Below are 22,263 nucleotides of genomic sequence, written 5' to 3'. Positions count from 1 at the left end.
GTCTGGAGAAGAGGTTCAGATCACTTGAGGATCCAGCCGTTGAACTTCTCCATCACCGCGGCCTGGTTGTCGAGCCAGTACTTGGCGTTGATCTGCACGCCCGACTTGATGTTGTCGGGGTGGGTCGGGCAGTTCTTCGCGACCTCGGGCTTGATGTACTTGAAGGCATCCGGCTGGGTCACGCCTGCCGGGAAGTACTCCACCAGCGAAGCCATGCGCTTGGGGTCGGACGCGAACTTGATGAATTCGCGGCAGGCTTGCGCATTCGGCGTGCCGGCCAGGATGGACCAGTTGTCCACGCCCCACAGGTTCTGGTTCCAGACGATGCCGACCTGGGCGCCGGAGGCGGCCGCGCTCTGTGCGCGCGACACCCAGGTGGCCACCATGTCGACCTCGCCGGACTTGAGCATCTGCTCTACCTGGGCGCCGGAGTTCCACCACACGTCAACGCTGGCCTTGATCTTCTCCAGGTTGGCGAGGGCCTGGTCGACATTGAGCGGGTAGAGCGCGGAGGTCGCGGTGCCGGCGGCCATCAGCGACTCTTCCAGCGTGTCGAACGGGTGCTTGCGCAGGGCGCGGCGGCCGGGGAAATCCTTGACGTTCCAGAAGTCGGCCCACGACGACGGTGCCTTGCGGCCCTTGAAGGCGTCGGTGCGATAGGCGAGAACCGTGCTGTAGACGTTGGTGCCCACGCCATAGGGCGACATGAAATGCGCCGGAATGGTCTTGACGGTGGCGTCGCCCTCCAGGCCGTGCTTCTCCAGGTAGACCTTGCCGCCCTGCGTCAGCAGCAGGATGGCCGGCTGGCTGATCTTGGCCATGTCCCAGGTGTAGTTCCTGGTCTCGACCATGCTGCGGATCTGCGCCACCGGTTCGGCGTTGGCCTGCACGCCCACGACCTCGATGCCGGTCTTCTCGGTGAACGGCTTGTAGTACACCGCGCTGTAGGCCTTGGTGTAGATGCCGCCGTCGTCGCGCACCACGATGCGCTTGGACTGCGCGCGCGCGTACTGGAGCACGGCGGGCGCGGCAAGCGTGCCAAGGCCGGCAGCGGCGACCTTGAGCGCACGCCGGCGAGAAGAGTTGATGGGGCTGTGGTCGTTCATGCGAGCTCCTTGATTGCCGTTATTGCTGGGAAGGTGGGGACGGCAGCAGCCGGCCGGGGTTGAACAGGTCGCGCGGGTCGAGCATGCGCTTGATGCCGTGCATCATGGCGATCTCGACCGCCGGCTTGAACTGCGCCATTTCCTCGGTCAGGACCTGGCCGATGCCATGTTCCGCGCTGAAGGTGCCGCCCAGTTCGTAGGCCACCTGGTCGATGGCGTGCTTGATGCGGGCGGCCACGGCATCGCGCGCTGGCAGCGCTTGCCACTGCGGGAAAGGCACCAGCGGGATGAAGTGGACGTTGCCATCGCCCAGGTGGGCAACGACGATGATCGGCAAATCCGGCAGGACCGCATGCGCCGCCGCGGTGGCGCGCTCAATGAACTGCGGCACCGCCGAGACCGGCACGGCGCAATCGGTGTTCAGGCCCAGGCCCGCTTTCTTGTTGCCTTCGGAGACGCTATGCCGCACCTGCCACATGGTTTCGCGCTGCGCGCCGCTGGCGGCCACCACGGCATCGTCGACCAGGCCTTCGGCCACACCTTGCTCCAGCACTTCCTGCAGCACCTCGTCGAGCAGCTCGCGCCGGCCGGTGTCGGCAAGTTCCACCAGCACGTGCCAGGGATGGCTGGCAGGCAACGGCGCACGGCGGCCGGGCACGTGATCGAGCACGATCTGCAACTGCACGTGATTGAGCATTTCAAACGCGGACAGGGTGGCGCCACAGCGCTGCTGGAAGCGTCCCAGCATCTCCAGCGCCGCCTGCGGCGTGCGCACCGCCAGCCACGCCATGGCGTGCGCGGTGGGCAGCGGATGCAGCTTGAGCGTGGCGGCGGTGATCACGCCGAGCGTGCCTTCGGAGCCGATGAACAGGTGCTTGAGATCGAGGCCGGTGTTGTTCTTGCGCAAGCGGTACAGGCCGTTCCAGACTTGGCCGTCAGGCAGGACCACTTCAAGGCCGAGCACGTTGTCGCGGGTGTTGCCATAGCGCAGCACGCCGGTGCCGCCCGCATTGGTGGCGATGTTGCCGCCGATCTGGCAGGAGCCTTCGGCGCCCAGGCTCACGGGGTAGAGACGCCCCTGTTCCGCCGCCGCCTGCTGGATCGCGGCCAGCACGCAGCCTGCCTCGACTTCCATCGAGTTGTTGGCCGCATCGATGGCGCGGATGCGCCGCATGCGTGCCAGGCTGATGACGATGGGCGGCGTGCCGTCCGGGGCCGGCACCGCGCCGCCGCACAGGCTGGTATTGCCGCCTTGCGGCAGCACGGGCACGTTGGCCTGGACCGCGGCCTGCACCACCGCGGCGACTTGCGCGGTGGAGGCCGGCAGCACCACGCACAGCGCCGGGCCCTTATAGCGGCCGCGCCAGTCCTCGACGTAGGCGGCTACGTCCGCGGGTTCGGTGAGAACCGCATCGGGTCCCAACAGGTCTTTCAGCTTCAATACAAGTGACATCGCCTTGTGCCCTCGTGCTCGATTGAAGCCATACTAGTCGATTGTCATGAGCATAGGTATAGGTGAAATCCACATATCAGTAATCGCAATGCGATTATTCCGTCGATCGACGGGCAAGGGGCTGCAGACCAGATGTCGGGGGTTCCTTGTGCGAACGGCCTTCCGTGACAGCGGCCCGGCGGCGTGCCGTCCTACAATCTGATCCTGTCCTGACAACGAGGCTCACCATGTTCACCGCCTGTCCCACAGAAAGAAGCCGTGTCATTGCCGATCGCGTCGAGCGCTTTGTCCGCGACGTCGTGATGCCCTATGAGCGCGACGTGCGCTGCGAAGCCCATGGCCCGACGGCCGGGTTGGTCGCCGAGCTTCGCGACCTGGCGCGCGCGGCCGGCGTCATGACGCCACATATCCTGGCCGACGGCTCTCACCTGACCCAGCTCGAAACCGCGGCCGTGCTCAAACGCTCGGGCTTGTCGCCCCTCGGGCCGGTCGCGGTCAACACCATGGCCCCGGACGAGGGGAATATGTTCCTGCTGGGCAAGGTCGCCACGGAGGCACAGCAGCAGCGCTTCCTTGCACCGCTGGTCAGCGGCGACGCCCGCTCCGCATTCTTCATGACCGAACCGGCGGAAGAAGGCGGGGCCGGTTCCGACCCGTCGATGCTCCAGACCACCGCGGTCAGGGACGGCGGCGAATGGGTGATCCGCGGCCGCAAGAAGTTCATCACCGGAGCGGAAGGGGCCAGCGTCGGCATCCTGATGGCGCGCACCGGCGATGGTGAGCGCGCGCAGGCCACCATGTTCCTGGTCGACCTGCCGCATCCGGCGATCCGCATCGAGCGCCTGCTCGACACCATCGACAGTTCCATGCCGGGCGGGCATGCACAGGTCCTGATCGACGGCCTGCGCGTGCCGCAGGACCAGGTGCTGGGCGAGGTGGACGAGGGCTTCCGTTATGCGCAGGTTCGCTTGTCGCCGGCGCGGCTGTCGCATTGCATGCGCTGGTTCGGGGGTGTGGCGCGTGCCGACGAGATCGCGCGAGCCTACGCCACCACGCGCAAGGCTTTCGGCAAGCTGCTGATCGACCACGAGGGCGTGGGCTTCATGCTGGCCGAGAACCTGATCGACCTGCAGCAGGCCGCGCTGATGATCGACTGGTGCGCCGGGGTGCTCGACGGCGGCTCCCTGGGTACCGCGGAGAGTTCGATGGCCAAGGTGGCCGTGTCCGATGCCTTGTTCCGCGTGGCCGACCGCTGCGTGCAGATCCTCGGCGGCATCGGGGTTTCGCGCGACACCATTGTCGAACAGGTCTTCCGTGAAGTGCGTGCGTTTCGCATCTACGACGGCCCGACCGAGGTCCACAAGTGGTCGCTGGCAAAGAAGATCAAGCGCGATACCCTGGCAGCATCGCATCATGGCTGAGCGCCGCCCTGGCGCCGGGCCTGCCTGAGCGGGCCCGCCAGGTGCCATCGCGCCCATCCCCGATCCAGCGCGCCCTGGCCGTGCTGCGCGCGCTGTCCGATCCGGAAGTGCGCCGCATGAGCGACGTGGCGCGCGCCACCGGGCTCGATCCGGCCACGGCTTCGCGCATGCTCGAGCTGCTGGTGCAGGAGGGGTTCGCCACGCGCGACCAGGCGCGCCGCTACGGCATCGGGCCCGAGATCTTCCAGCTGGCAGACGTGGCGCAGCGGCGCGTGGACTTGCGCAAGCTGGCGCGTCCGGCACTGGAACGGCTGGTGGAGGCGTTCGAGGATACCGCCGTGCTGACCGAGGCCAGCCGTGGCGAGGCCGTGTGCACCGACCTGGAACCCGGCACATATGCGATACGGGCGAACTACGTGACGGTCGGCACGCGCCGGCCGCTCGGCGTGGGCGCCGGCAGCCTGGCGGTGCTGGCATGGCTGCCCGCGCCCGAGCGCGCGCGCCGGCTGCAGCAGACCACGCGCAAGCTTGGCAAGCACCCGCGGCTCGATGCGGCGTGCATCGCCGCGGAAATCGAGGCCGCCCGCGCGCGCGGGCATGTGCTGTTTCTCGATTGGGTGGTCGACGGCATGGGCGGCATCGCGGTGCCGATTCTCGACTATGAGGGCCGGCCGATCGGTGCCTTGAGCGTGGCGGCGACGAGTGCGCGCATCCGCTCGCGCGAGGCCGCGCTGGCGCGCAAGCTCAAGCAAGAGGCGCGGCGCATCACCAGCGCCTGGACGCGCACCGTGATACCGCCGCGGGCCGACGCATGCACGGACGGCCGGCGTGCCAGGGGGCGCCAGTCCGGCGGCGGCTGACGCCTACCCTGGCGAGCCTATGACGCCGGCCCGCGCAGCAGGCCGGCCAGCGCGTCAGGTATCTCGACTTCGAAACGCAGCACGGCACTGGCCAGCGCCTTGCCGTAGTTGTCGATCGCGAGGCTGCGCGACACACCGCCGCCGAGCGCGCCCTCCGCGACGAAGTTGAGCACCTGCAGCCCATCCACTTCATGGCGCGTGACCGCGCCCGTGAGCAGCGTGCCGTACAGCGCCTTGAACGCGGGTGCCGTCAGCTGGGCCTTGATATGCGGGTAGAACTCCGGCGCGTAGGCGATGACCGCCGTGTTCGAAGTATTGCCCTTGTCGCCGGAGCGGCTGTGTGCGAGACGTCGCAGTGGTACACGCATGGCGAATCCTCAGAGATAGTGGACCTGGGAGGTGATCAATGCGCGCGGCACCAGCGCCGACCAGACGCCGATGATCTCGCGCGTGCGCTCCTGGTGCGGCACGCGCTTGCCGGTGGAGGCCAGGCCGCAGACCGCCATGCTGTCGATCTCGCGGCCGACCTTGGCGGCTTCTTCGCGCGTGCGGGTGCGCGCGGCGACGCGGACCGCGATTTCGTTGGGCTCGCAGGCAGGCTCGGGCGAGGCCGCGCCGTGCACGGCGTTGACGCCGAGGAAGTCGATGCGCACCTCATCCGCCTGCAACCTTGCCATGGCAAAGCGCGCTTGGAGGATGCGTTTGGCCAGCCTGGCCTTTTCCAGGCAACCCGGTCCCGCGTAGAAGAACATGTCTTCGCCGATATGCCCTTCGGTGCAGCCCAGCGACACCTTGAGCGTATCGGTGCGCGGCTGCCCGCTCACGCCGCTGATGCGCACGCGGTCCGGCCCCACCTGTTCGAGCACCGCGGTCGAGAAGTCGACCACCACGTCCGGCGTGATGTAGCGGCGCGGGTCGTGGACTTCATAGAACATCTGCTCCTTGACCGTCTGCAGGTCGATGCGCCCGCCGCTGCCATCCACCTTGCCGATCACGGCGCTGCCGTCGGCCTCCACCTCGGCGATCGGGAAAGCCAGGTTCCATGGTTCCGGCACATCCTTGTAGCCGGGGTCGCCGAAATATCCCCCCGTCACCTGCGCGCCGCACTCGAGCAGATGGCCGATGGCGCTGCCGCGCGCAAGCCGTGTCACATCGTCCGGCGACCAGCCGAAATGATGGATCATCGGCGCGAGGAACAGCGACGGGTCGGCCACGCGCCCGGTGATCACGATCTGCGCGCCCGCGCGCAACGCGGCGACGATCGGCTCGGCGCCTTCGTATGGTTCGGCGCTGATCAGGGTTTCACGCAGCGAGGAAACCGGTGCGCCGCTTTCCAGCAGGGTGAGATCCAGCTCGCAGATGCTCCCGGTCAGGTCCGTGGTGGTGACCGCGGCGATCCTGACACCGGGCAGGCCCAGTTCCTCGCAGAGCTCGGCCACGCGCCGGGCAGCGCCGAGCGGATGAATCCAGCCCTGGTTGCTGATGATGCGCGTGCCATTGGCGATGCACGGGGGCAGCACTGCGCGCATGCGTTCGTCGAGATAGGTGTCGTAGCCGGCGAAGGCCGGGTCGCGCCGCTTGCGCACCTGCGCGGCAGATACCGTGGCCTCAGCCATGGTCTCGAAGCACAGGTAGTCGAGCTTGCCCAGGCGCGCCGAACGCTCGGCCGGCTCGACGCGGTCGCCCCACCAGCCCGATCCCGAGCCGATGCGAAGGGTGTTGGTCTTGGTCATGGTTGTCCTGTGTCAGGGGTTGGCGCTGCCGGGCGGTGTCATTGCGGCTTGATGCCGGCGGTCTGGATCACGCGCGACCATTTTTCCGTATCGCTCCTGATCTGCGCCGCGAACGCGGCGGAGCCTTCGCCGCCCGGCTCGGCACCAAGCTGTTCGATGCGCTTGCGCACGTCAGGCGTGGCCAGCACCTTGTCCACGGCCTGCTGGAGCTGGCGCACGCGCTCGGGCGGCGTGCCGGCCGGCGCGAGCAGCCCGAACCAGGAATTGACTTCATAGCCCGGCAGCCCCGACTCGCGCACGGTCGGCACGGAAGGCAGCACCGATGCCCGCCTGGCACTGGTGACCGCCAGCGCCGTCACCTTGCCAGCCTGGATCTGGGCGAGCGCGGACGGCAGGTTGTCGAACATCAGGTTGACCTGGCCCGCGAGCAGGTCCGTCATGGCGGGGGCGGCCCCTTTGTACGGCACGTGCTGCATGCTGACGCCCGCCATCATGTTCAGCAACTCGCCTGACAGGTGGGGCGACCCGCCGGTGCTGGTCGAGGCATAGTTGATCTTGCCCGGCTCGCGCCTGGCCAGCGTCACCAGTTCGCCCACCGACCTGGCGTTCAGCGTGCTGTTGACAAGCAGCACGTTGGGGGAATTGGCGACCAGCGTCACGGGCACGAAGTCCCGGGTGCTGTCATACGGCATGCGCGGGTAGATGAACTGGTTGGTCACCTGCGTGCCCAACGTGCCCATCAGTAGCGTATAGCCGTCAGCCGCACTGCGCGCCACGGCCTCGGCGCCGATGTTGCCGCCCGCGCCCGGGCGGTTGTCGACCACGATCTGCTGGCCCAGCGCCTCGCCGGCCTTCTGCGCAACCAGGCGCGCCAGGATGTCAGTGGTGCCGCCGGGCGTGAAGGGCACCACCAGCCGGATCGGACGCGAAGGAAAGGCCTCTGCCGCGCAGGCCGGTGCGGACCAGGCGCACAAGGCAGGCAGGGTGGCGAGCGCCGCAACTACGGCGCGCCGCTGGCGGGAATGACGCTGCATCGGGTTGTCTCCTGGGCGCGAGGCGGTGCGCGCGCATCTGGTTTCGTCGAGGGAAACTCTGTGTGGGAGATCTTAGGGAGCGGTACGAAACAGCGTCAAACGAATGCCGCATATTTTCACTGGATGAAAATTTCAGGCGGTTTCAGGCGGTTTCAGGCGGACCAGCTCCGTGGGCGCGTGGCTATGGAGCGCTGAACATGAAGCTTCGACCTGCTGCCGGAAGATGCGCCATGGTGGCAGGCGGATGCCGTCATCTGCAAGAGTGACCAGCGCAGCAAGCTTGTGTCGTCCATCGCCATGCTGGCCCGGGAGACCTGCGACTTCGGGCAGATGTTCCAGACCAGGTGATCGGCCGGCCTGCGTTCGGCCTGGCCGTATGGCCCGTTCGATAAATCCGGATTGCCCTCCGGTGCCGCTATCCCCCACTCTAGCCCTGTTTGATAAACCGACCGGCGCGACACGATAAGCGCGCCGGCGACATGGAGACGGTGCTATGTGCGTTCAAGCAAGCAGGGCCATGCTGGCCGGTATGAAGTGGGTCACGGGCGGGGCGCTCGGCCTGGCGTTTTCCGCGGGGGCGTTGGCAGCGGATGCCTATCCGTCCAAGCCGATTACGCTGGTGGTGCCGTTCTCGGCCGGAGGCCCGACCGATGTGGTGTCCCGGGCGCTTGGGCAGGCCATGTCGAAGGATCTGGGGCAGGGCGTTGTCGTGGAAAACAAGCTCGGCGCCGGCGGCACCGTGGCTGCCGCATTTGTGGCGCGGGCGCAGCGCGACGGCTACACCATCCTGATCCACCACAACGGCATGGCGACGGCGCCGGCGCTGTACAAGAAGCTCTCCTTCAGCCCTTTGAAGGACTTCGAGTACATCGGGCAGGTGGCGGATGTGCCGATGACGCTGCTGGGCCGCAAGGACCTGCCGCCGGCCAACGCGGCCGAGCTGATCAAGTACGTGCAGCAGAACAAGGAGAAGGTCTCGCTGGCCAATGCCGGCCTTGGCGCGGTTTCGCAGCTTTGCGGCCTGCTGTTCGAGGAGGCAGTCAAAGTCAAGATGACCTCCATTCCCTACCAGGGCACCGGCCCCGCGCTGACGGCATTGCTGGGCGGGCAGGTGGACCTGCTGTGCGACCAGACCACCTCGACGCTGCCGCATATCAACGCCAACCGGGTCAAGCTGTATGGCGTGACGACACCGAGCCGCATCAAGGCGCTGCCCAATGCGCCGACGTTGCAGGAAGGCGGCCTGAAGGGCTTCTCGATGAAGGTCTGGCACGGGATCTATGCGCCCAAGGGCACGCCGCCCGAGGTCACTGCCAGGCTGACCAAGGCGCTGCAGCAGGCACTGAAGGATCCTGCCGTGGCCAAGCGGCTTGACGACCTGGGTGCGGAGGTTGTTCCGGTAGACAAGCAGACGCCGGAAGGGCTGCGCACCTGGCTCCAGGCGGAAAGCGACAAGTGGCAGCCGTTGCTGAAGACGATGAAGGTGGAGGCCGACTGACATCCTGCAGGCGGCAAGCGCGGCAGCGCTTGCGTTCCGTTGGACCCTGAATGTACGCCGCGTGGCGATGGCTGCGCGGCGTACTTGCGTTTACGCGGCGCCCGCTGAGCAAGCTTCGGGTTAACACCGCAGTAGAAGCCCCAGGCATGCCGGCCCTTGATAGCAGCAGCGGAATTTTCTATTTCACCGTCGCCACGGTTGCTCGCTACCATCGTCTCAAAGGGTGTTGACGCGCAATGCGCCACCCAACCAAAACTATCTAACTGGAAGAGACATGAAACGCTTGCTTGCCCAAGTGGGGATCGGTGCGCTCATTTCGTTCAGCGCGCACGCCCAGGCTGCTTACCCTGACCATCCCGTCCGCCTGGTCGTAGGCTTCGCCGCCGGCGGCAGCACCGACGTGGTGGCGCGCATCGTGGCGAACAAGCTCGGCGCCTTGCTCGGGCAGCCGCTCGTGGTGGAAAACAAGGCGGGTGCCGGCGGCACCATTGCGACCGATGTGGTGGCCAAGAGTCCGGCGGATGGCTACACGCTGTTGTTCGGCACCAGTTCCCACGCCATCAACGCCACGCTTTACAAGAAGCTGCCGTATGACCCCGTCAATGCGCTGGTGCCGGTATCTGTGGTCGCGGGGGTGCCGATGGTGCTGGCGGTCAATCCTTCGGTAAAGGCGAACACGGCGAAGGAACTGGTCGAGGACATCAAGAAGAATCCTGGCAAGTACAGCTACGGTTCGGCAGGGAAGGGTAGCGCCGTCCATATGGCGGTCGAGTTGCTGCAATTCCAGGAGCACCTGAAGCTCACCCACGTTCCGTTCCGTGGCGCCAGCCAGGCGATCCAGTCGGTGATTTCCGGCGACGTCCAGCTCATCACCGATGCCGTGTCGACGGCTGCGCCCATGATCCAGTCCGGCCGCCTGAAGGCGCTCGCGGTCACGACTGCCACGCGTTCCAGCGTGCTGCCGGACGTGCCGACGATGAAGGAAGCGGGCTACGCCAATTATGAAACGTCGCTGTGGAATATGGTGATGGTGCCAAAGGGCACGCCGGCCCCGGTCATTGAAAAGCTGAGCGCTGCCTTGCAGACGGCTGTCAAGGACCCGGAGGTGCGTCAGCGCATGGAAAAGATCGGCGTGCAGCCCATCGTCGATTCCACCCCGGACAAGGCGGGCAAGTTTGTCCAGGCTGAGACGCGCCGGTGGGCCGAGGTCATCAAGGCCGCCAACATCGAACTGGACTGAACTGCCGCTGGCACCGTATCAGGCGCTGATCCAGGATGCACCGGGCCATGCGCCGTCGAGCACCAGCCGCTTCATCAATGCCACCAGCTCGGCGGAGACGAAGCTGGCTGCGGGTGTCAGCCTGCGGGTGGCCGCGTGCGCCAGCACGATGCGGCGCGACAGGTTGGGCGACACGATGGGTGCGCCGGCAAGGATGCCTTCCTCCATCTCCTCAGACACGGCGGAGCTGGGGAGCACGGTGTGGCCGAAGCCCTTGGCAACCAGGTTTTTCTGAACGGCCAGGGAGTTGGTCTCGACGGCGATCGTGGGGCTGAAGCCGGCGACCGCGCAGGCATGCTCGACCACGCTGCGCAGCCCGTGCGGGGCGTTAGGCAGGATCAGCGGCAGGTCGCGGAAGCTCTCGACGGTTTGTTCCTCGCCTGGCGCAAGCGTGCCAGCGGGTCCCACCAGGTAGAGCTGTTCATCGAGCAGTGCTTCGGCGTGCAGGCCGGGAGAACTCTTGGTGTCGTAGAGCAGGGCGACCTCCACGTCGCCAGCCTCGAGCCACTGCAGCAGGTTCCCCGCGTAGCCGACGTTGAGACGTACCACCAGTTGCGGATGCCTGGCCTTCACCGTGGCAACCAGCTCCGCTGCCAGCAGTTCGCAAGTGCTTGGGAGTAGCCCGATGACCGCAGTGCCTGAAATCGCGCCAGACGCCGGCTTGATCTCCGCCTTGGCCCGATCGAGTTCCTGCAGCGCCCTGCGGCCGTATTCGACCAGCGTGCGGCCGGCGTCGGTCAGGACCATGCCATGGCGCTCGCGTTCGAAAAGTTCGACGCCGAGTTCCTCCTCGAGCAGGCGCACGTGCCGGGAAACCGCCGGCTGCACGATGCGCAGGAGTTCGGCCGCCTTGGTGGCGCTGCCGGTCTCGGCGATGGCTAACAGGGCGCGAAGCTGCTTGATGTCCATATCTGTAGAGGCCCCGGCCGGCATTCAACTTCGTGATTGCAGGCATCAATTAATTGTATTTCATGGTTCCAGCTAGTCAACTCTATGATAGCAAACGTTGTCCCCCGCTTTCCCCCTTTCATAACTTGCGCACCATGACGACAAACAACTCAGAGTCTCTTGCCTGGCAAGAGGACATCTTTCAGGTCCTTAAAAAGAACGGCATCCGCCAGGTGGCCTACGTGCCCGACGCCGGCCACTCGCATGTCATCCGACGCGCCAAGGCCGACCCCGAAATCCGCGACGTGGTGCTCACCACCGAAGAAGAAGGCGTGGGCGTCGTCAGCGGCGCCTGGCTGGGCGGCGAACGCGCTGTGCTGCTGATGCAGAGCAGCGGCGTCGGCAACTGCGTGAACATGTTCTCGCTGCTGGAGAGCTGCAAGTTCCCGTTCTTCACCCTGGTGACCATGCGCGGCGAGTACGCCGAGTTCAATCCCTGGCAGAACCCGATGGGCCTGGCCACCCAGCGCGCGCTGGAGTTGATGGGCATCACGGTCTATCGCGTGAACTCGCCGGAAGAAGCCGCCGAGCTGGTCGACGCCGGTCTGGTTTCCGCCTTCGATGCTGGCAACCGCGTTGCCGTTCTCCTGTCCCAGAGCCTTATCGGCCGTAAAAAGTGGATGCGCTGATCCTATGACTACCTCTACCTCCAAGCCCGGCATCGACCGCCGCAAGTTCGTTGCCGAACTGCTGAAGCAATTTCCCGACGCGCTCCTGGTATCGGGCCTCGGTTCGCCTTCGTACGACGTGTTTGCCGCTGGCGACCGTCCCGGCAATTTCTATCTGTGGGGCGCGATGGGCGCTTCCACCTCGCTGGCGCTCGGCCTTGCCATCGCACAACCTGAGAAGACCGTGATCGCCATCACCGGCGACGGCGAGCAGCTGATGGGCATCGGCAGCCTGGCCACCGCGGCGGCGCAACAGCAGAAGAACCTGAACATCGTGATTCTCGATAACGGCCACTTCGGCGAGACCGGCATGCAGCAGAGCCACACCAGCCTGGGGACCAACCTGGCCCAGGTGGCGAAGGCGGTCGGCGTGCCGACGACGCTCGAGATCTCCGATATCGATGAGCTGGGCAAGCTCGCGCAAGCCATCAGGCAGGCAGACGGCATGACCGTGGCGCAGGTCTACATCTCGACCGACGAGCCGCAGCGGGCCCTGCCGCCGCGCGACGGCACCTTCGTCAAGAACCGCTTCCGCGAGCATCTCGGCTTCGCACCGTTCTGATCTGCCAACACCAACACGGACAGCATCGCGCCATGAAGCAGTATCAAATGTTCATCGACGGCACCTTCGTCAATGCAAGCGACGGTCGCTGGTTTGAAACCCGGAATCCCTTTACCGGCAAGACCTGGGCCGAAGTGGCCCGCGGCACCGCAGCGGATATCGACCGCGCCGTGCAGGCGGCCGACCAGGCGTTCCGCTCGGGCCCCTGGTCGGAGATGACTGCGACGCAACGTGGCTCCTTGCTGCGCAAGCTCGGTGACCTGATCGCAAGGGACGCCGAGCGGCTGGCCGAGTTCGAGGTGCAGGACAACGGCAAGCTGCTGGCGGAGATGGGCGCGCAGCTCAAGTACCTGCCGCAGTGGTTCTATTACTTCGGCGGGCTGGCCGACAAGATCGAAGGCACGGTCATTCCGCTCGACAAGAAGGGCTACTTCAACTACACCCGGCGCGAACCGCTGGGGGTGGTGGCCGCCATCACGCCGTGGAACTCGCCGCTGATGCTGCTGGCGTGGAAGATCGCGCCGGCTCTCGCGGCGGGATGTACCGTGGTGGTGAAACCGTCGGAGTTCACCTCGGTGTCGGCGCTCGAGCTTGCGCTGCTGTTCGAGGAAGCCGGCTTTCCCGCGGGCGTATTCAACGTCGTGACCGGGTTTGGCGCCGAGGTGGGCTCGCCGCTGGTGACGCATCCGCTGGTCAAGAAGGTGACCTTCACCGGTTCGGACGCCACCGGGCGCGTGATCAACCAGCAGTGTGCGGCGCAGTTCAAGCACGTGAGCCTGGAGCTCGGCGGCAAGTCGCCGAACATCGTTTTCAACGATGCCAACCTGGATGACGCCGTCAACGGCGCCGTCTCCGGCATCTTCGCCGCGAGCGGCCAGACCTGTATCGCCGGTTCACGGCTGCTGCTGCAGGAAGACATCCACGATGTCTTTGTCGAAAAGCTGCTGGCACTGGCCGGCACGGCAAAGCTCGGCAACCCGATGAATGCCTCCACGCAGGTGGGGCCCGTCACGACGCCCGCGCAGTATGAAAAGGTGCTGTCGTATATCCAGATCGCGCAGGAGGAAGGGGCGCAGCTGCTGCTCGGCGGCAAGCCGGCGTCCTGCGGAGACGGATGGTTTGTCGAGCCGACCATCTTTGCCGGGGTCTCGCCCAAGATGCGCATCGCGCAGGAGGAGGTGTTCGGACCGGTGCTGTCCATCCTGAAGTTCAGGGACGAAGCCGAAGCCATCGCGATTGCCAATGACAGTTGCTATGGGCTTGGCGCCGGGGTCTGGACCTCGGATATCGGCCGCGCCTTCCGCATGTCGGAGAAGATCCAGGCCGGCACGGTATGGGTCAACACCTATCGCGCCGTCAGCTTCATGTCGCCGTTCGGCGGCTACAAGGACTCGGGCCTCGGCCGGGAAAACGGTATTGCCGCGATCGAGTCGTACCTGCAGACCAAGAGTGTGTGGATCAACACCGGGGCTGCCACGGGCAATCCGTTCACGATCCGCTGATTGTGTCTTGCCGAAGGCTGTGGCGGGGGAGCAAACCGGTAGCGGTTTGAAACGCATTATGACAGCGCGTTGTCAGGGCTCCCGCCCGCTGCCTGCGCCACCTCGATCAGTTCATCGATCAACGCCTTCGCGCACCCCGGCAGCCCTTCCAGTTCCCGCACGATCACCGCCCGCTCCCGGATCGCCCACGGTTCGTGCAGCTCGATGATCTCGATTTTCATCGTCTGCCGGTGGCGCAACGCGGCCGATAACGGCACCACGCCAATGCCGACGCCTGCCTCGATCATCCGGCACATCGCTTCAAAGCTGCGGATCTGGATGCGGATCTGCAGCTTGCGCCGCTGGTCGCGGACCAGCTCGGTAAGAAAGGCATGCAGGGTGCTGCCTTCATGCAGGCTGACATGCTCGTAGTCGAGCGTGTCTTCAAAAGCGAGGTTCGGCTTCTGCGTCAGCGGATGGCCGACCGGTGTGGCCAGGACCAGCTTGTCGGTACTGAAATGGATGACCTCCAGACCTTCCGAGGTCACCGGTCCGGAGATGATGCCAAGGTCCGCGCTGCCGTCCAGCACGCCGCGGATGATATCCCGCGTCAGGCGTTCCTGCAGGTCGACGGTGACGGCGGGGCGCTCTGACATAAAGCGCGCCAGCACCTCCGGCATGAACTCCGTCACCGCAGTGGTGTTCGCGAAGATGCGGATATGACCGACCGAGTCCTTGGCGTATTCCTCGAACTCGCTCTTGACATGCTCGAACTGGCGCTCGATCACCCGGGTATGCCGCAGCAGGCGCTCGCCGGCAGGGGTCAGGGCAAGGCCCTTGCTTTCCCGATAGAAGAGACGGGTGCCTAGCTGGTCCTCCAGTGCCTTGAGCCGCGCGCTCGCTGCGGCGGGCGAGAGAAATGCCTTGCGCGCCCCACGCGACAGGTTTTCCTCCTCGGCGATGCGTGCAAACAGCCTCAGGTCGGCAAAGTCAAAATGCATAAGTGCTCCTTCCGCTGAACTTTACCAAGGCGTCAGATATGTCGCAAACCAGCAAGTCTTCAGTGTTTTCGGCGCAGACGAACGGCTGCTTCGAGAAAACGAGATTTACCCAAGCCTGCGTCGCTGCGAGACTTGCTCAGAGGCGAATTGCATCGCCGACAGAATTCCCGTCGTTCGTTGCCGCCATGGCAGTTCGACCGCAATCTTCCCCGAAAAGGCTGCTATGCGTCCCCTCGATGGCATTACCGTGGTTTCCCTGGAGCATGCAATCGCTGCGCCGTTCTGTACCCGCCAGCTCGCCGACCTGGGCGCGCGCGTGATCAAGGTCGAGCGGCCCAGGGTCGGCGACTTTGCCCGCGGCTATGACGAGCGGGTGGATGGCATGTCATCGCACTTCGCCTGGACCAACCGCTCCAAGGAAAGCCTGGCGCTGGACCTGAAACACCAGGAAGCGCCGGCCATCCTGCAGAAGATCCTCGACAAGGCGGACGTGCTGGTGCAGAACCTGGCACCGGGCGCCGCCGACCGGCTGGGCCTGTCCTACGAAGCGCTGTCGCAGCGCTACCCGGGCATCGTCGTCTGCGATATCTCCGGCTATGGCAACGACGGCCCCTACCGGGACAAGAAGGCCTATGACCTGCTGATCCAGGCGGAGTCCGGCTTCGTCTCCATCACCGGCACGCCGGAGAGCCCGTCCAAGGCAGGCTGCTCGATCGCGGATATTGCCGCCGGCATGTATGCGTACACCAATATCCTGGCGGCGCTGCTGCAGCGCGGCAAGACGGGCAAGGGCGCCCATATCGACGTATCGATGCTGGAAAGCATGGTCGAGTGGATGAGCTACCCCCTTTACTACGCCTTCGACGGCGCCACGCCGCCGCCGCGCGCCGGCGCCTCGCACGCGACCATCTTCCCCTATGGCCCGTTCACGGCCGGCGACGGCAAGACCATCATCCTCGGCCTGCAGAACGAGCGCGAGTGGGAGGCCTTCTGCCGGGTCGTGCTGGAACGGCCGGAGCTCGCCACCGACGCGCGCTTCGTCACCAACTCCCTGCGCGCCAGGAGCCGCGAGGCGCTGACGCAGATCATCACCGACGTCTTCTCCGCACTGACCATCGACCAGGTGGTCGAACGCCTGGAGCGCGCCCAGATCGCCAACGCCCGCATGAACGATATGCGCGATGTCTGGAACCACCCGCAGCTCAAGGCACGCGAGCGGTGGACGTCGGTCAGCTCACCCGTGGGCGTGATTCCCGCACTGTTGCCGCCCGGCCTGCCGAATGCCTTCGAGCCGCGCATGGACGCGATCCCGGCCCTGGGCGAACACAGCGAAGGCCTCCTGCGCGAACTCGGCTACACCGCCGACGACGTGTCGCGCCTGCGTACCGAAGGCGCCATCTGATCCCCCGGCCGGACCGCGGCCGTTCCTGTTCCGCCTCTTCGCGGTCACCTGAGGGCCGGAGGAGGCGCTCGCCCATGCTCCCATGACCACCACCGCCATCGCCCGTTCCTGCCTCTTCGTTCCCGCCAACCGGCCGGAGCGCTTTGCCAAGGCCCACGCAGCGGGCGCCGATCGCGTCATCCTGGACCTGGAGGATGCCGTGTCCGAGAGTGACAAGGACCGCGCCAGGCAACTGCTGGCGGACTACCTGGACGCCGGCGGCACCGGCCTGGTCCGCATCAACGCCACGCAGACGCGCTGGTTCGAGGATGACGTGCGCGCCTGCCTCCGTGATCGCGCGTGCTGCGGACCTGCTGAAGCAGGCCGGTTGAGGCACCGAACACTGCATTCGGAAATGCGGCAGGCCCCCAATGCTTTCTGTCGAAGCGAATGGCTCGTTCCGAACTTTCGAATTGGAAGCAGCGGCGGCACCGTGCATAGTGGACGTCAGGCAATCAGACCACAGAGAGACGTGATGGACGTTGTGAAGTTGAAGGAATGGGTTGGGAAGACGACCGAAAGCCAGGACGAGGTGACAGCGTTTCCCGTCAAGGCACTCGCGGCGACGCTCGACTACGATGCCCCGGCGCCCGTACGCGGCGATGCCATTGCACCGCTCTGGCACTGGCTCTATTTCCTGCCGCTGCACCGGCAATCCGAGATCGGTTCCGATGGCCACGCCAGCCGCGGCGGCTTCCTGCCGCCAGTGCCGCTGCCGCGCCGCATGTGGGCTGGCGGCCGTCTGTGGTTCCACCAGCCGCTGCGTATCGGCGATGCCGCCTCCAAGGTGTCGCGCATCCTCGATGTCAGTGCCAAATCCGGACGCAGCGGCTCGCTCGCCTTTGTGACGGTCGAGCACCAGTACTACGGCGGCAACGGACTCGCGGTTACCGAAGAACACGACATCGTCTACCGCGAGAACGCATCGCCGAACGCGCCCACACCGGAACCGGTGCCGGCGCCGACGGGCGAAGAATGGGTGCACGAGGTGGCGACCGACCCGGTGCTGCTGTTCCGCTTTTCCGCGCTGACCTTCAACGGCCATCGCATCCATTACGACAAGCAGTACGTGACCGGGGTCGAGCACTACCCGGACCTGATCGTCCACGGTCCGCTGCAGGCGATGCTGCTGCTCGAACTGGTGCGCAAGAACCTGCCGGATGCAGTGGTCAAGAGCTTCTCGTTCCGAGGCGTGCGGCCGACCTTCGTGCCCCAGCGCATTTTTGTCTGTGGCAAGCGCAGCGAGGACGGCAAGACCGTCGAGCTGTGGATCCGCCATGAAGACGGCGCCCTCGCGATGAGCGCGACGGCTGAACTGAACTAACCCCAAAAGTTGTTGGAGACAAGGCTGTGCAGAACAGAATCGATGAATACCAGGAAATCCGTGAAGCCGTGCGCGACCTGTGCGGCCAGTTCTCGTCGGAGTACTTCCGAAAGGTTGACGAAGTGCGGGGCTATCCCGAGGAATTCGTTAACGCGCTGACCCAGGCCGGCTGGTTGGCCGCGCTGATCCCGGAGGAGTATGGCGGCTCGGGCCTGGGCCTGACCCAGGCGTCCGTCATCATGGAAGAAATCAATCGTGCCGGCGGCAACTCTGGCGCCTGCCACGGCCAGATGTACAACATGGGCACGCTGCTGCGCCACGGTTCCACCGAACAGAAGAAGCTGTACCTGCCCAAGATCGCCAGCGGCGAACTGCGCCTGCAATCGATGGCGGTGACCGAGCCGACCACCGGCACTGACACTACCAAAATCAAGACCACTGCCGTGCGCAAGGGCGACAAGTATGTCGTGAACGGCCAGAAGGTGTGGATCTCGCGCGTCCAGCATTCGGACCTGATGATCCTGCTGGCCCGCACCACGCCGCTGGCCGAGTGCAAGAAGAAGTCCGAAGGCATGTCGATCTTCCTGGTGGACCTGCGCGAGGCCATCGGCAAGGGGCTGACGGTGCAGCCCATCATCAACATGGTCAACCACGAGACCAATGAGCTGTTCTTCGACAACCTGGAGATTCCGGCGGAGAACCTGATCGGCGAGGAAGGCAAGGGCTTCAAATACATCCTGGATGGCCTCAACGCCGAACGCACCCTGATCGCCGCCGAGTGCATCGGCGACGGCTACTGGTTTATCGACAAGGTGACCAAGTACGTCAACGAGCGCATCGTCTTCGGCCGGCCGATCGGCCAGAACCAGGGCGTGCAGTTCCCTATCGCCAGGGCCTTCGTCAACGTGGAAGCGGCCAACCTGATGCGGTTCAAGGCCGCGAAGCTGTTCGACGCGCACCAGCCCTGCGGCGCCGAAGCCAATATGGCGAAGCTGCTGGCCGCGGACGCGTCGTGGGAAGCGGCCAACGCCTGCCTGCAATATCACGGCGGCTTTGGCTTCGCGGCGGAGTACGACGTCGAGCGCAAGTTCCGCGAGACCCGGCTCTACCAGGTGGCGCCGATTTCGACCAACCTGATTCTTTCCTACGTCGGCGAGCATATCCTGGGGATGCCGCGGTCGTTCTGAGGGTTTGCTTCAGTGGCCTCTGGCCTCTCATGACCCCTCACGGAGTCCGCATTACCGATTGTGTGCTCCCTTTCCCGCTTGCGGGAGAGCGGTGGGTGAGGGCCAGGGATGGCACGAAGTCGAGTTCCAGGGGCCGCGTTGCCTGGTGTAGACCGCGTCTCGCAGGGTAGATTTGGCGCAAGGTGCGCGGATTGCGCAGGCAGCTGTACAACCGTTGCCTCTATGAGTGGCGGCGGCGCGCCAGTTGCACGCCTGGAACGACATTTGCGTGGGATTTTTTTACCCGCCGGCAGATGGCGGGCCCTGAACAGCCGCCGCGGACATTGCATCTGCCATGGCCCGTGCCGGATGACCGCGGCTGTCATGGAGACGACCATGCCAAGGGCATCGAGCATAGCCCAAGCCAGGGCAGACAAGAGAGCAGGCAAGTCGCCGACCACCCAGGCCGGCCATTTCGTTCGTGACGAGATTGAAGCCGTGCGCAAGGGTAAGCACGGCGTGCGCTCGGCCAAGCAGGCCATAGCGATCGGCTTATCGGAGGCGCGCCGCGCCGGCGTCGATGTGCCGCCGAAGAAGGGCGCGACCAAGGCGGAAACCAAGTCCGCCGCCGCCAAGGCTGCGCCGCGCCGCGCGAGTTCAGAAAGCACGGCCAAGCGCTCCGAGGCAGCGCTCAAGGCACTCAAGCGCGAGAGCACCGCCGGCGCTTCTCCCAAGGCGCTGTCCGCCCAGGCCAAGAGCGCGGCAAGCAAGCGCACCGCGACCGATCGCTCGGCTGCGGCGAAGAAGGCGGCGAGCACCAAGGGTGCTGCCGGTCGCTCCGAAGCGGCCCGCAAGGCCGCTCGCACGCGTGCGGCAAAGAAGGAGTCAGCGCGTTAGCCAACCAGCGTACCGCTGTCGGCAAGCTGCGCGCCTGGCACGCGGCGCTCTCCGGCGTTCACCGCACTGAACCGACACGGAGGTAAGCCACCCACTCTCACTGTGCGGTCGAGCAGCGAGTAGGTCTCTTCGGCCAGGGGCTGGCGTAGAATCTGCCAGTGCGCCCTCGGAGCGCGGAACGCCGGGGACACCGGCTTCGATCATGGCGCGTTTGGCGCTGACCTTGTCGCCTACGCGCCGGATCGAAGCCGCCGTAGGCCCGATGCATACCAACCCGTCCCTTCCAACGGCTTCGGCAAAATCGGGGCGCTCTCGGACAAGAACCCATACCCGGGATGCGATGGTCTTTCACGTCGTGTGTCCGAGGCTTCCCCCGCGGAATAAGCTTCTTCGCCCCCCTGAATTGAGAGCCACAGATGCAATTGCCCCGCAAGCTGTTTCCCATGGCCGCCCTGCTGGCCTCACTTGCTGCCGTCGGCCAGGCGTCCGCGGCGCCCTACCCGGATCATCCTGTCGAACTCGTGGTGCCAAGCACGGCTGGCGGTGGTACCGACACGGTTGCGCGGGCCTTCAGCGAAGCCATGCGAAAGTATCTGCCGCAGCCGCTGACCGTGGTGAACAAGCCGGGTGCCAGCGGCGCAATCGGCATGACGGAAGTGGCCCGCGCCAAGCCCGATGGCTACAAGCTTGGCATCATCATCGCCGAAGCCGTGATCGTCCCGCATCTCGGGCCGACCACCCTCGACGCCGCCGCGCTGGTGCCGATCGCGCGCCTGAATGCCGATCCGTCCGCGATCACGGTCAAGGCCGACTCGCGCTGGAGCACCATCGAGGCGTTCCTGGAATTCGCCAAGGCGCACCCGGGGGAGGTGCAGGTCGGGAACTCCGGCCCGGGCTCGATCTGGCACCTGGCGGCGACGGCGCTGGAGGACAAGGCGCACGTCAGGTTCAATCATGTGCCGTTCTCCGGTGCGGCGCCGGCCCTGGTGGCGTTGATGGGCGGGCATATCGACGCGGTGGCCGTCAGTCCCGCCGAAGTATCGGCCTATGTGGCCGCAGGCAAGGTGAAGACGCTCGCGGTGATGGCCGGACAGCGGGTCAGGGGCTTCGAGAACGTTCCGACGCTGCGTGAGCGCGGTATCGATCTCTCGATCGGCACATGGCGCGGACTGGCCGCGCCCAAAGGCACGCCATCTGAAGTGCTCGAAACCCTTGCGGCCGCCAGCCGCAAGGCGGTGGCGGATCCTGTCTTCGTGGCGGCGCTGGGCCGGCAGAACCTTGGGATTGCCTATGCCGACGCCGTGACCTTCAAGGCGATGATCGCGGCAGACAACGCGGTGATGAAGGCACTGGTTGCCAGGACCAACCTGCGCAAGTGAGGCAGCGCGTCCGCATCAGGCGGCTGCCCGGGCGGCGAAGGCCGCGAGGTCGAAGCGCGCGGCGGGCTGCCGCCCGGCGAGCGCGTCCAGCAGGTTGCGCGTGGCGAGTTCGGCCATGGCGCGCCGGGTCTCATGCGTGGCCGAGCCGATATGGGGCAGGGCCGTCACCCTGGGATGGCTGCGCAGCGGTGAATCCTGCGGCAGGGGCTCGGTGGCGAAGACGTCCAGCCCGGCGGCGCGCAGGTGGCCGCTGTCGAGCGCCGCAAGCAGCGCGTCTTCCTGCACGATCTGGCCGCGCGCGCCGTTGACGAAGATGGCGCCCGGCCTCATCAGCGCGAACTCGCGGCGGCCCATCAGGCCGCGCGTGCTGTCGGTCAGGGGCAGCGTGACGGCGACGATATCGGCGCGCCGCAAGGCATTGTCGAGTTCCGCCCGGGCTGCGCGTCCCGCCAGGTCGGGCGGTTCCGCTGCGGTCTCGTTGACATAGAGCACCTCCATGCCGAAGCCGAGCGCCGCGCGGCGTGCCACGGCCTGGCCGATGCGCCCGAAGCCGAGGATCGCCAGGGTCTTGCCGTGCACGTCCCAGCCGAACAGGTTTTCACCGATATTGGCAGTCCAGCGGCCTTCGCTCACGTGGGCCGCCAGTTCGACCAGCCGACGGCTCGCGGCCATGATGAGCGCGAAGACGGTGTCGGCGGTGGTCTCGGTGAGTACGCCGGGCGTGTGGCACAGGGTGATGCCGCGCCGGTGCAGGCAGGGGAGGTCGTAGTTGTCGACCCCCACCGAAATACTCGAGATCACCTCCAACTGGCACGCTTCGGCCAGTTCCGCCGCGCTCAGCTTCACGCTGGAGCCGATCAGGCCATGGGCGTTGGCCAGCGCGGCGCGGAAGGCCGGCCGTTGTGCGGGCTGGCGCGGGTCGGCCACGATCACATCGTGTTCCGACTCGATCCTGGCGAGCAGGTCGTCAGGAATCGGGCGGAACACCAGGACATTCTTGCGCATGGGAATC

20 protein-coding genes and 2 pseudogenes are annotated in these 22,263 nt (G+C 65.9%); 13 read left to right on the top strand and 9 right to left on the bottom strand.

Annotation, left to right across the window (positions count from 1 at the left end):
* Positions 1-20: 20 nt before the first annotated feature.
* Both AC3WON_RS06080 and AC3WON_RS06075 read right to left on the bottom strand, forming a co-directional pair.
* On the bottom strand, positions 21-1,106 hold the full coding sequence (locus AC3WON_RS06080; RefSeq protein WP_492319467.1) for an ABC transporter substrate-binding protein: 1,086 nt from the start codon (positions 1,104-1,106) through the stop codon (positions 21-23).
* 19 nt (positions 1,107-1,125) lie between these two features.
* Positions 1,126-2,559: an FAD-binding oxidoreductase gene (locus AC3WON_RS06075; RefSeq protein WP_492319468.1), complete on the bottom strand. Its 1,434-nt coding sequence runs from the start codon at positions 2,557-2,559 to the stop codon at positions 1,126-1,128.
* Between the two features lie 227 nt (positions 2,560-2,786).
* On the opposite strand from AC3WON_RS06075, the gene AC3WON_RS06070 reads away from it, so the two are divergent.
* On the top strand, positions 2,787-3,980 hold the full coding sequence (locus AC3WON_RS06070; protein WP_492351376.1) for an acyl-CoA dehydrogenase family protein: 1,194 nt from the start codon (positions 2,787-2,789) through the stop codon (positions 3,978-3,980).
* A gap of 41 nt (positions 3,981-4,021) precedes the next feature.
* Positions 4,022-4,840: an IclR family transcriptional regulator gene (locus AC3WON_RS06065; protein ID WP_492319470.1), complete on the top strand. Its 819-nt coding sequence runs from the start codon at positions 4,022-4,024 to the stop codon at positions 4,838-4,840.
* 17 nt (positions 4,841-4,857) lie between these two features.
* On the opposite strand, the gene AC3WON_RS06060 is transcribed toward AC3WON_RS06065, so the two are convergent.
* Genes AC3WON_RS06060 through AC3WON_RS06050 form a run of 3 tightly spaced genes read right to left on the bottom strand, consistent with a single transcriptional unit; the run spans position 4,858 to position 7,607 of the window.
* Positions 4,858-5,208, bottom strand: a complete 351-nt coding sequence (locus AC3WON_RS06060) for an AtuA-related protein (RefSeq protein ID WP_492319471.1) — start codon at positions 5,206-5,208, stop codon at positions 4,858-4,860.
* A 9-nt stretch (positions 5,209-5,217) separates the two neighbouring features.
* On the bottom strand, positions 5,218-6,573 hold the full coding sequence (locus tag AC3WON_RS06055) for an acyclic terpene utilization AtuA family protein (protein ID WP_492319472.1): 1,356 nt from the start codon (positions 6,571-6,573) through the stop codon (positions 5,218-5,220).
* 38 nt (positions 6,574-6,611) lie between these two features.
* Positions 6,612-7,607, bottom strand: coding sequence for a Bug family tripartite tricarboxylate transporter substrate binding protein (locus AC3WON_RS06050; RefSeq protein WP_492319473.1), 996 nt, complete (start codon positions 7,605-7,607; stop codon positions 6,612-6,614).
* Between the two features lie 517 nt (positions 7,608-8,124).
* Between AC3WON_RS06050 and AC3WON_RS06045 the strand changes: the two genes are divergently transcribed.
* Both AC3WON_RS06045 and AC3WON_RS06040 read left to right on the top strand, forming a co-directional pair.
* Positions 8,125-9,105: a tripartite tricarboxylate transporter substrate-binding protein gene (locus AC3WON_RS06045; RefSeq protein ID WP_492351375.1), complete on the top strand. Its 981-nt coding sequence runs from the start codon at positions 8,125-8,127 to the stop codon at positions 9,103-9,105.
* 274 nt (positions 9,106-9,379) lie between these two features.
* Positions 9,380-10,345: a Bug family tripartite tricarboxylate transporter substrate binding protein gene (locus tag AC3WON_RS06040; RefSeq protein WP_492344818.1), complete on the top strand. Its 966-nt coding sequence runs from the start codon at positions 9,380-9,382 to the stop codon at positions 10,343-10,345.
* Positions 10,346-10,363: 18 nt separating this feature from the next.
* On the opposite strand, the gene AC3WON_RS06035 is transcribed toward AC3WON_RS06040, so the two are convergent.
* The gene (locus tag AC3WON_RS06035; protein ID WP_492319476.1) at positions 10,364-11,293 is read right to left on the bottom strand and encodes a LysR family transcriptional regulator; all 930 of its coding nucleotides are present in this window, start codon (positions 11,291-11,293) and stop codon (positions 10,364-10,366) included.
* A gap of 134 nt (positions 11,294-11,427) precedes the next feature.
* Here AC3WON_RS06035 and AC3WON_RS06030 point away from each other — a divergent pair, with 134 nt between their 5' ends.
* The 3 genes from AC3WON_RS06030 to AC3WON_RS06020 are packed head-to-tail and all read left to right on the top strand — an operon-like array spanning position 11,428 to position 14,064.
* Complete coding sequence (locus AC3WON_RS06030) at positions 11,428-11,961, top strand: phosphonopyruvate decarboxylase (protein WP_492351394.1); 534 nt, start codon at positions 11,428-11,430, stop codon at positions 11,959-11,961.
* A gap of 4 nt (positions 11,962-11,965) precedes the next feature.
* A complete protein-coding gene (locus AC3WON_RS06025; protein WP_492351374.1) occupies positions 11,966-12,562 on the top strand; it encodes a thiamine pyrophosphate-dependent enzyme in 597 nt (198 codons plus the stop codon).
* A gap of 32 nt (positions 12,563-12,594) precedes the next feature.
* Positions 12,595-14,064 (top strand): aldehyde dehydrogenase, encoded by a 1,470-nt coding sequence (locus AC3WON_RS06020; protein ID WP_492319478.1) that lies wholly within the window; start codon positions 12,595-12,597, stop codon positions 14,062-14,064.
* A gap of 56 nt (positions 14,065-14,120) precedes the next feature.
* Here the strand turns inward: AC3WON_RS06020 and AC3WON_RS06015 are convergent, their stop codons facing one another.
* On the bottom strand, positions 14,121-15,044 hold the full coding sequence (locus tag AC3WON_RS06015; protein WP_035818620.1) for a LysR family transcriptional regulator: 924 nt from the start codon (positions 15,042-15,044) through the stop codon (positions 14,121-14,123).
* Positions 15,045-15,267: 223 nt separating this feature from the next.
* On the opposite strand from AC3WON_RS06015, the gene AC3WON_RS06010 reads away from it, so the two are divergent.
* From AC3WON_RS06010 to AC3WON_RS05990, 5 genes and pseudogenes are all read left to right on the top strand, one after another.
* Positions 15,268-16,446: a CaiB/BaiF CoA transferase family protein gene (locus AC3WON_RS06010; RefSeq protein WP_492351373.1), complete on the top strand. Its 1,179-nt coding sequence runs from the start codon at positions 15,268-15,270 to the stop codon at positions 16,444-16,446.
* Between the two features lie 82 nt (positions 16,447-16,528).
* A pseudogene (locus tag AC3WON_RS06005) lies at positions 16,529-16,765 on the top strand (aldolase/citrate lyase family protein); the annotation flags it as partial.
* 195 nt (positions 16,766-16,960) lie between these two features.
* A complete protein-coding gene (locus AC3WON_RS06000; RefSeq protein WP_492351393.1) occupies positions 16,961-17,809 on the top strand; it encodes an HTD2 family dehydratase in 849 nt (282 codons plus the stop codon).
* 26 nt (positions 17,810-17,835) lie between these two features.
* Positions 17,836-18,996, top strand: a complete 1,161-nt coding sequence (locus AC3WON_RS05995; protein ID WP_492319481.1) for an acyl-CoA dehydrogenase family protein — start codon at positions 17,836-17,838, stop codon at positions 18,994-18,996.
* Positions 18,997-19,371: 375 nt separating this feature from the next.
* A complete protein-coding gene (locus AC3WON_RS05990; RefSeq protein ID WP_492319610.1) occupies positions 19,372-19,872 on the top strand; it encodes a DUF6496 domain-containing protein in 501 nt (166 codons plus the stop codon).
* Positions 19,873-20,022: 150 nt separating this feature from the next.
* Here AC3WON_RS05990 and AC3WON_RS05985 read toward each other — a convergent pair.
* Positions 20,023-20,252 (bottom strand): annotated as a pseudogene (locus tag AC3WON_RS05985) (biotin carboxylase N-terminal domain-containing protein); the annotation flags it as partial.
* A gap of 36 nt (positions 20,253-20,288) precedes the next feature.
* Between AC3WON_RS05985 and AC3WON_RS05980 the strand changes: the two are divergent.
* Positions 20,289-21,251, top strand: a complete 963-nt coding sequence (locus AC3WON_RS05980; protein ID WP_492319482.1) for a tripartite tricarboxylate transporter substrate binding protein — start codon at positions 20,289-20,291, stop codon at positions 21,249-21,251.
* Between the two features lie 15 nt (positions 21,252-21,266).
* On the opposite strand, the gene AC3WON_RS05975 is transcribed toward AC3WON_RS05980, so the two are convergent.
* On the bottom strand, positions 21,267-22,256 hold the full coding sequence (locus tag AC3WON_RS05975) for a 2-hydroxyacid dehydrogenase (RefSeq protein WP_492351372.1): 990 nt from the start codon (positions 22,254-22,256) through the stop codon (positions 21,267-21,269).
* Between the last annotated feature and the right edge of the window lie 7 nt (positions 22,257-22,263).

The sequence above is a fragment of the Cupriavidus sp. FW305-46 genome (assembly GCF_058787075.1).
The sequence above is the reverse complement of the archived record's forward strand: the minus strand, read 5'-3'. Positions and strand labels throughout refer to the sequence as shown.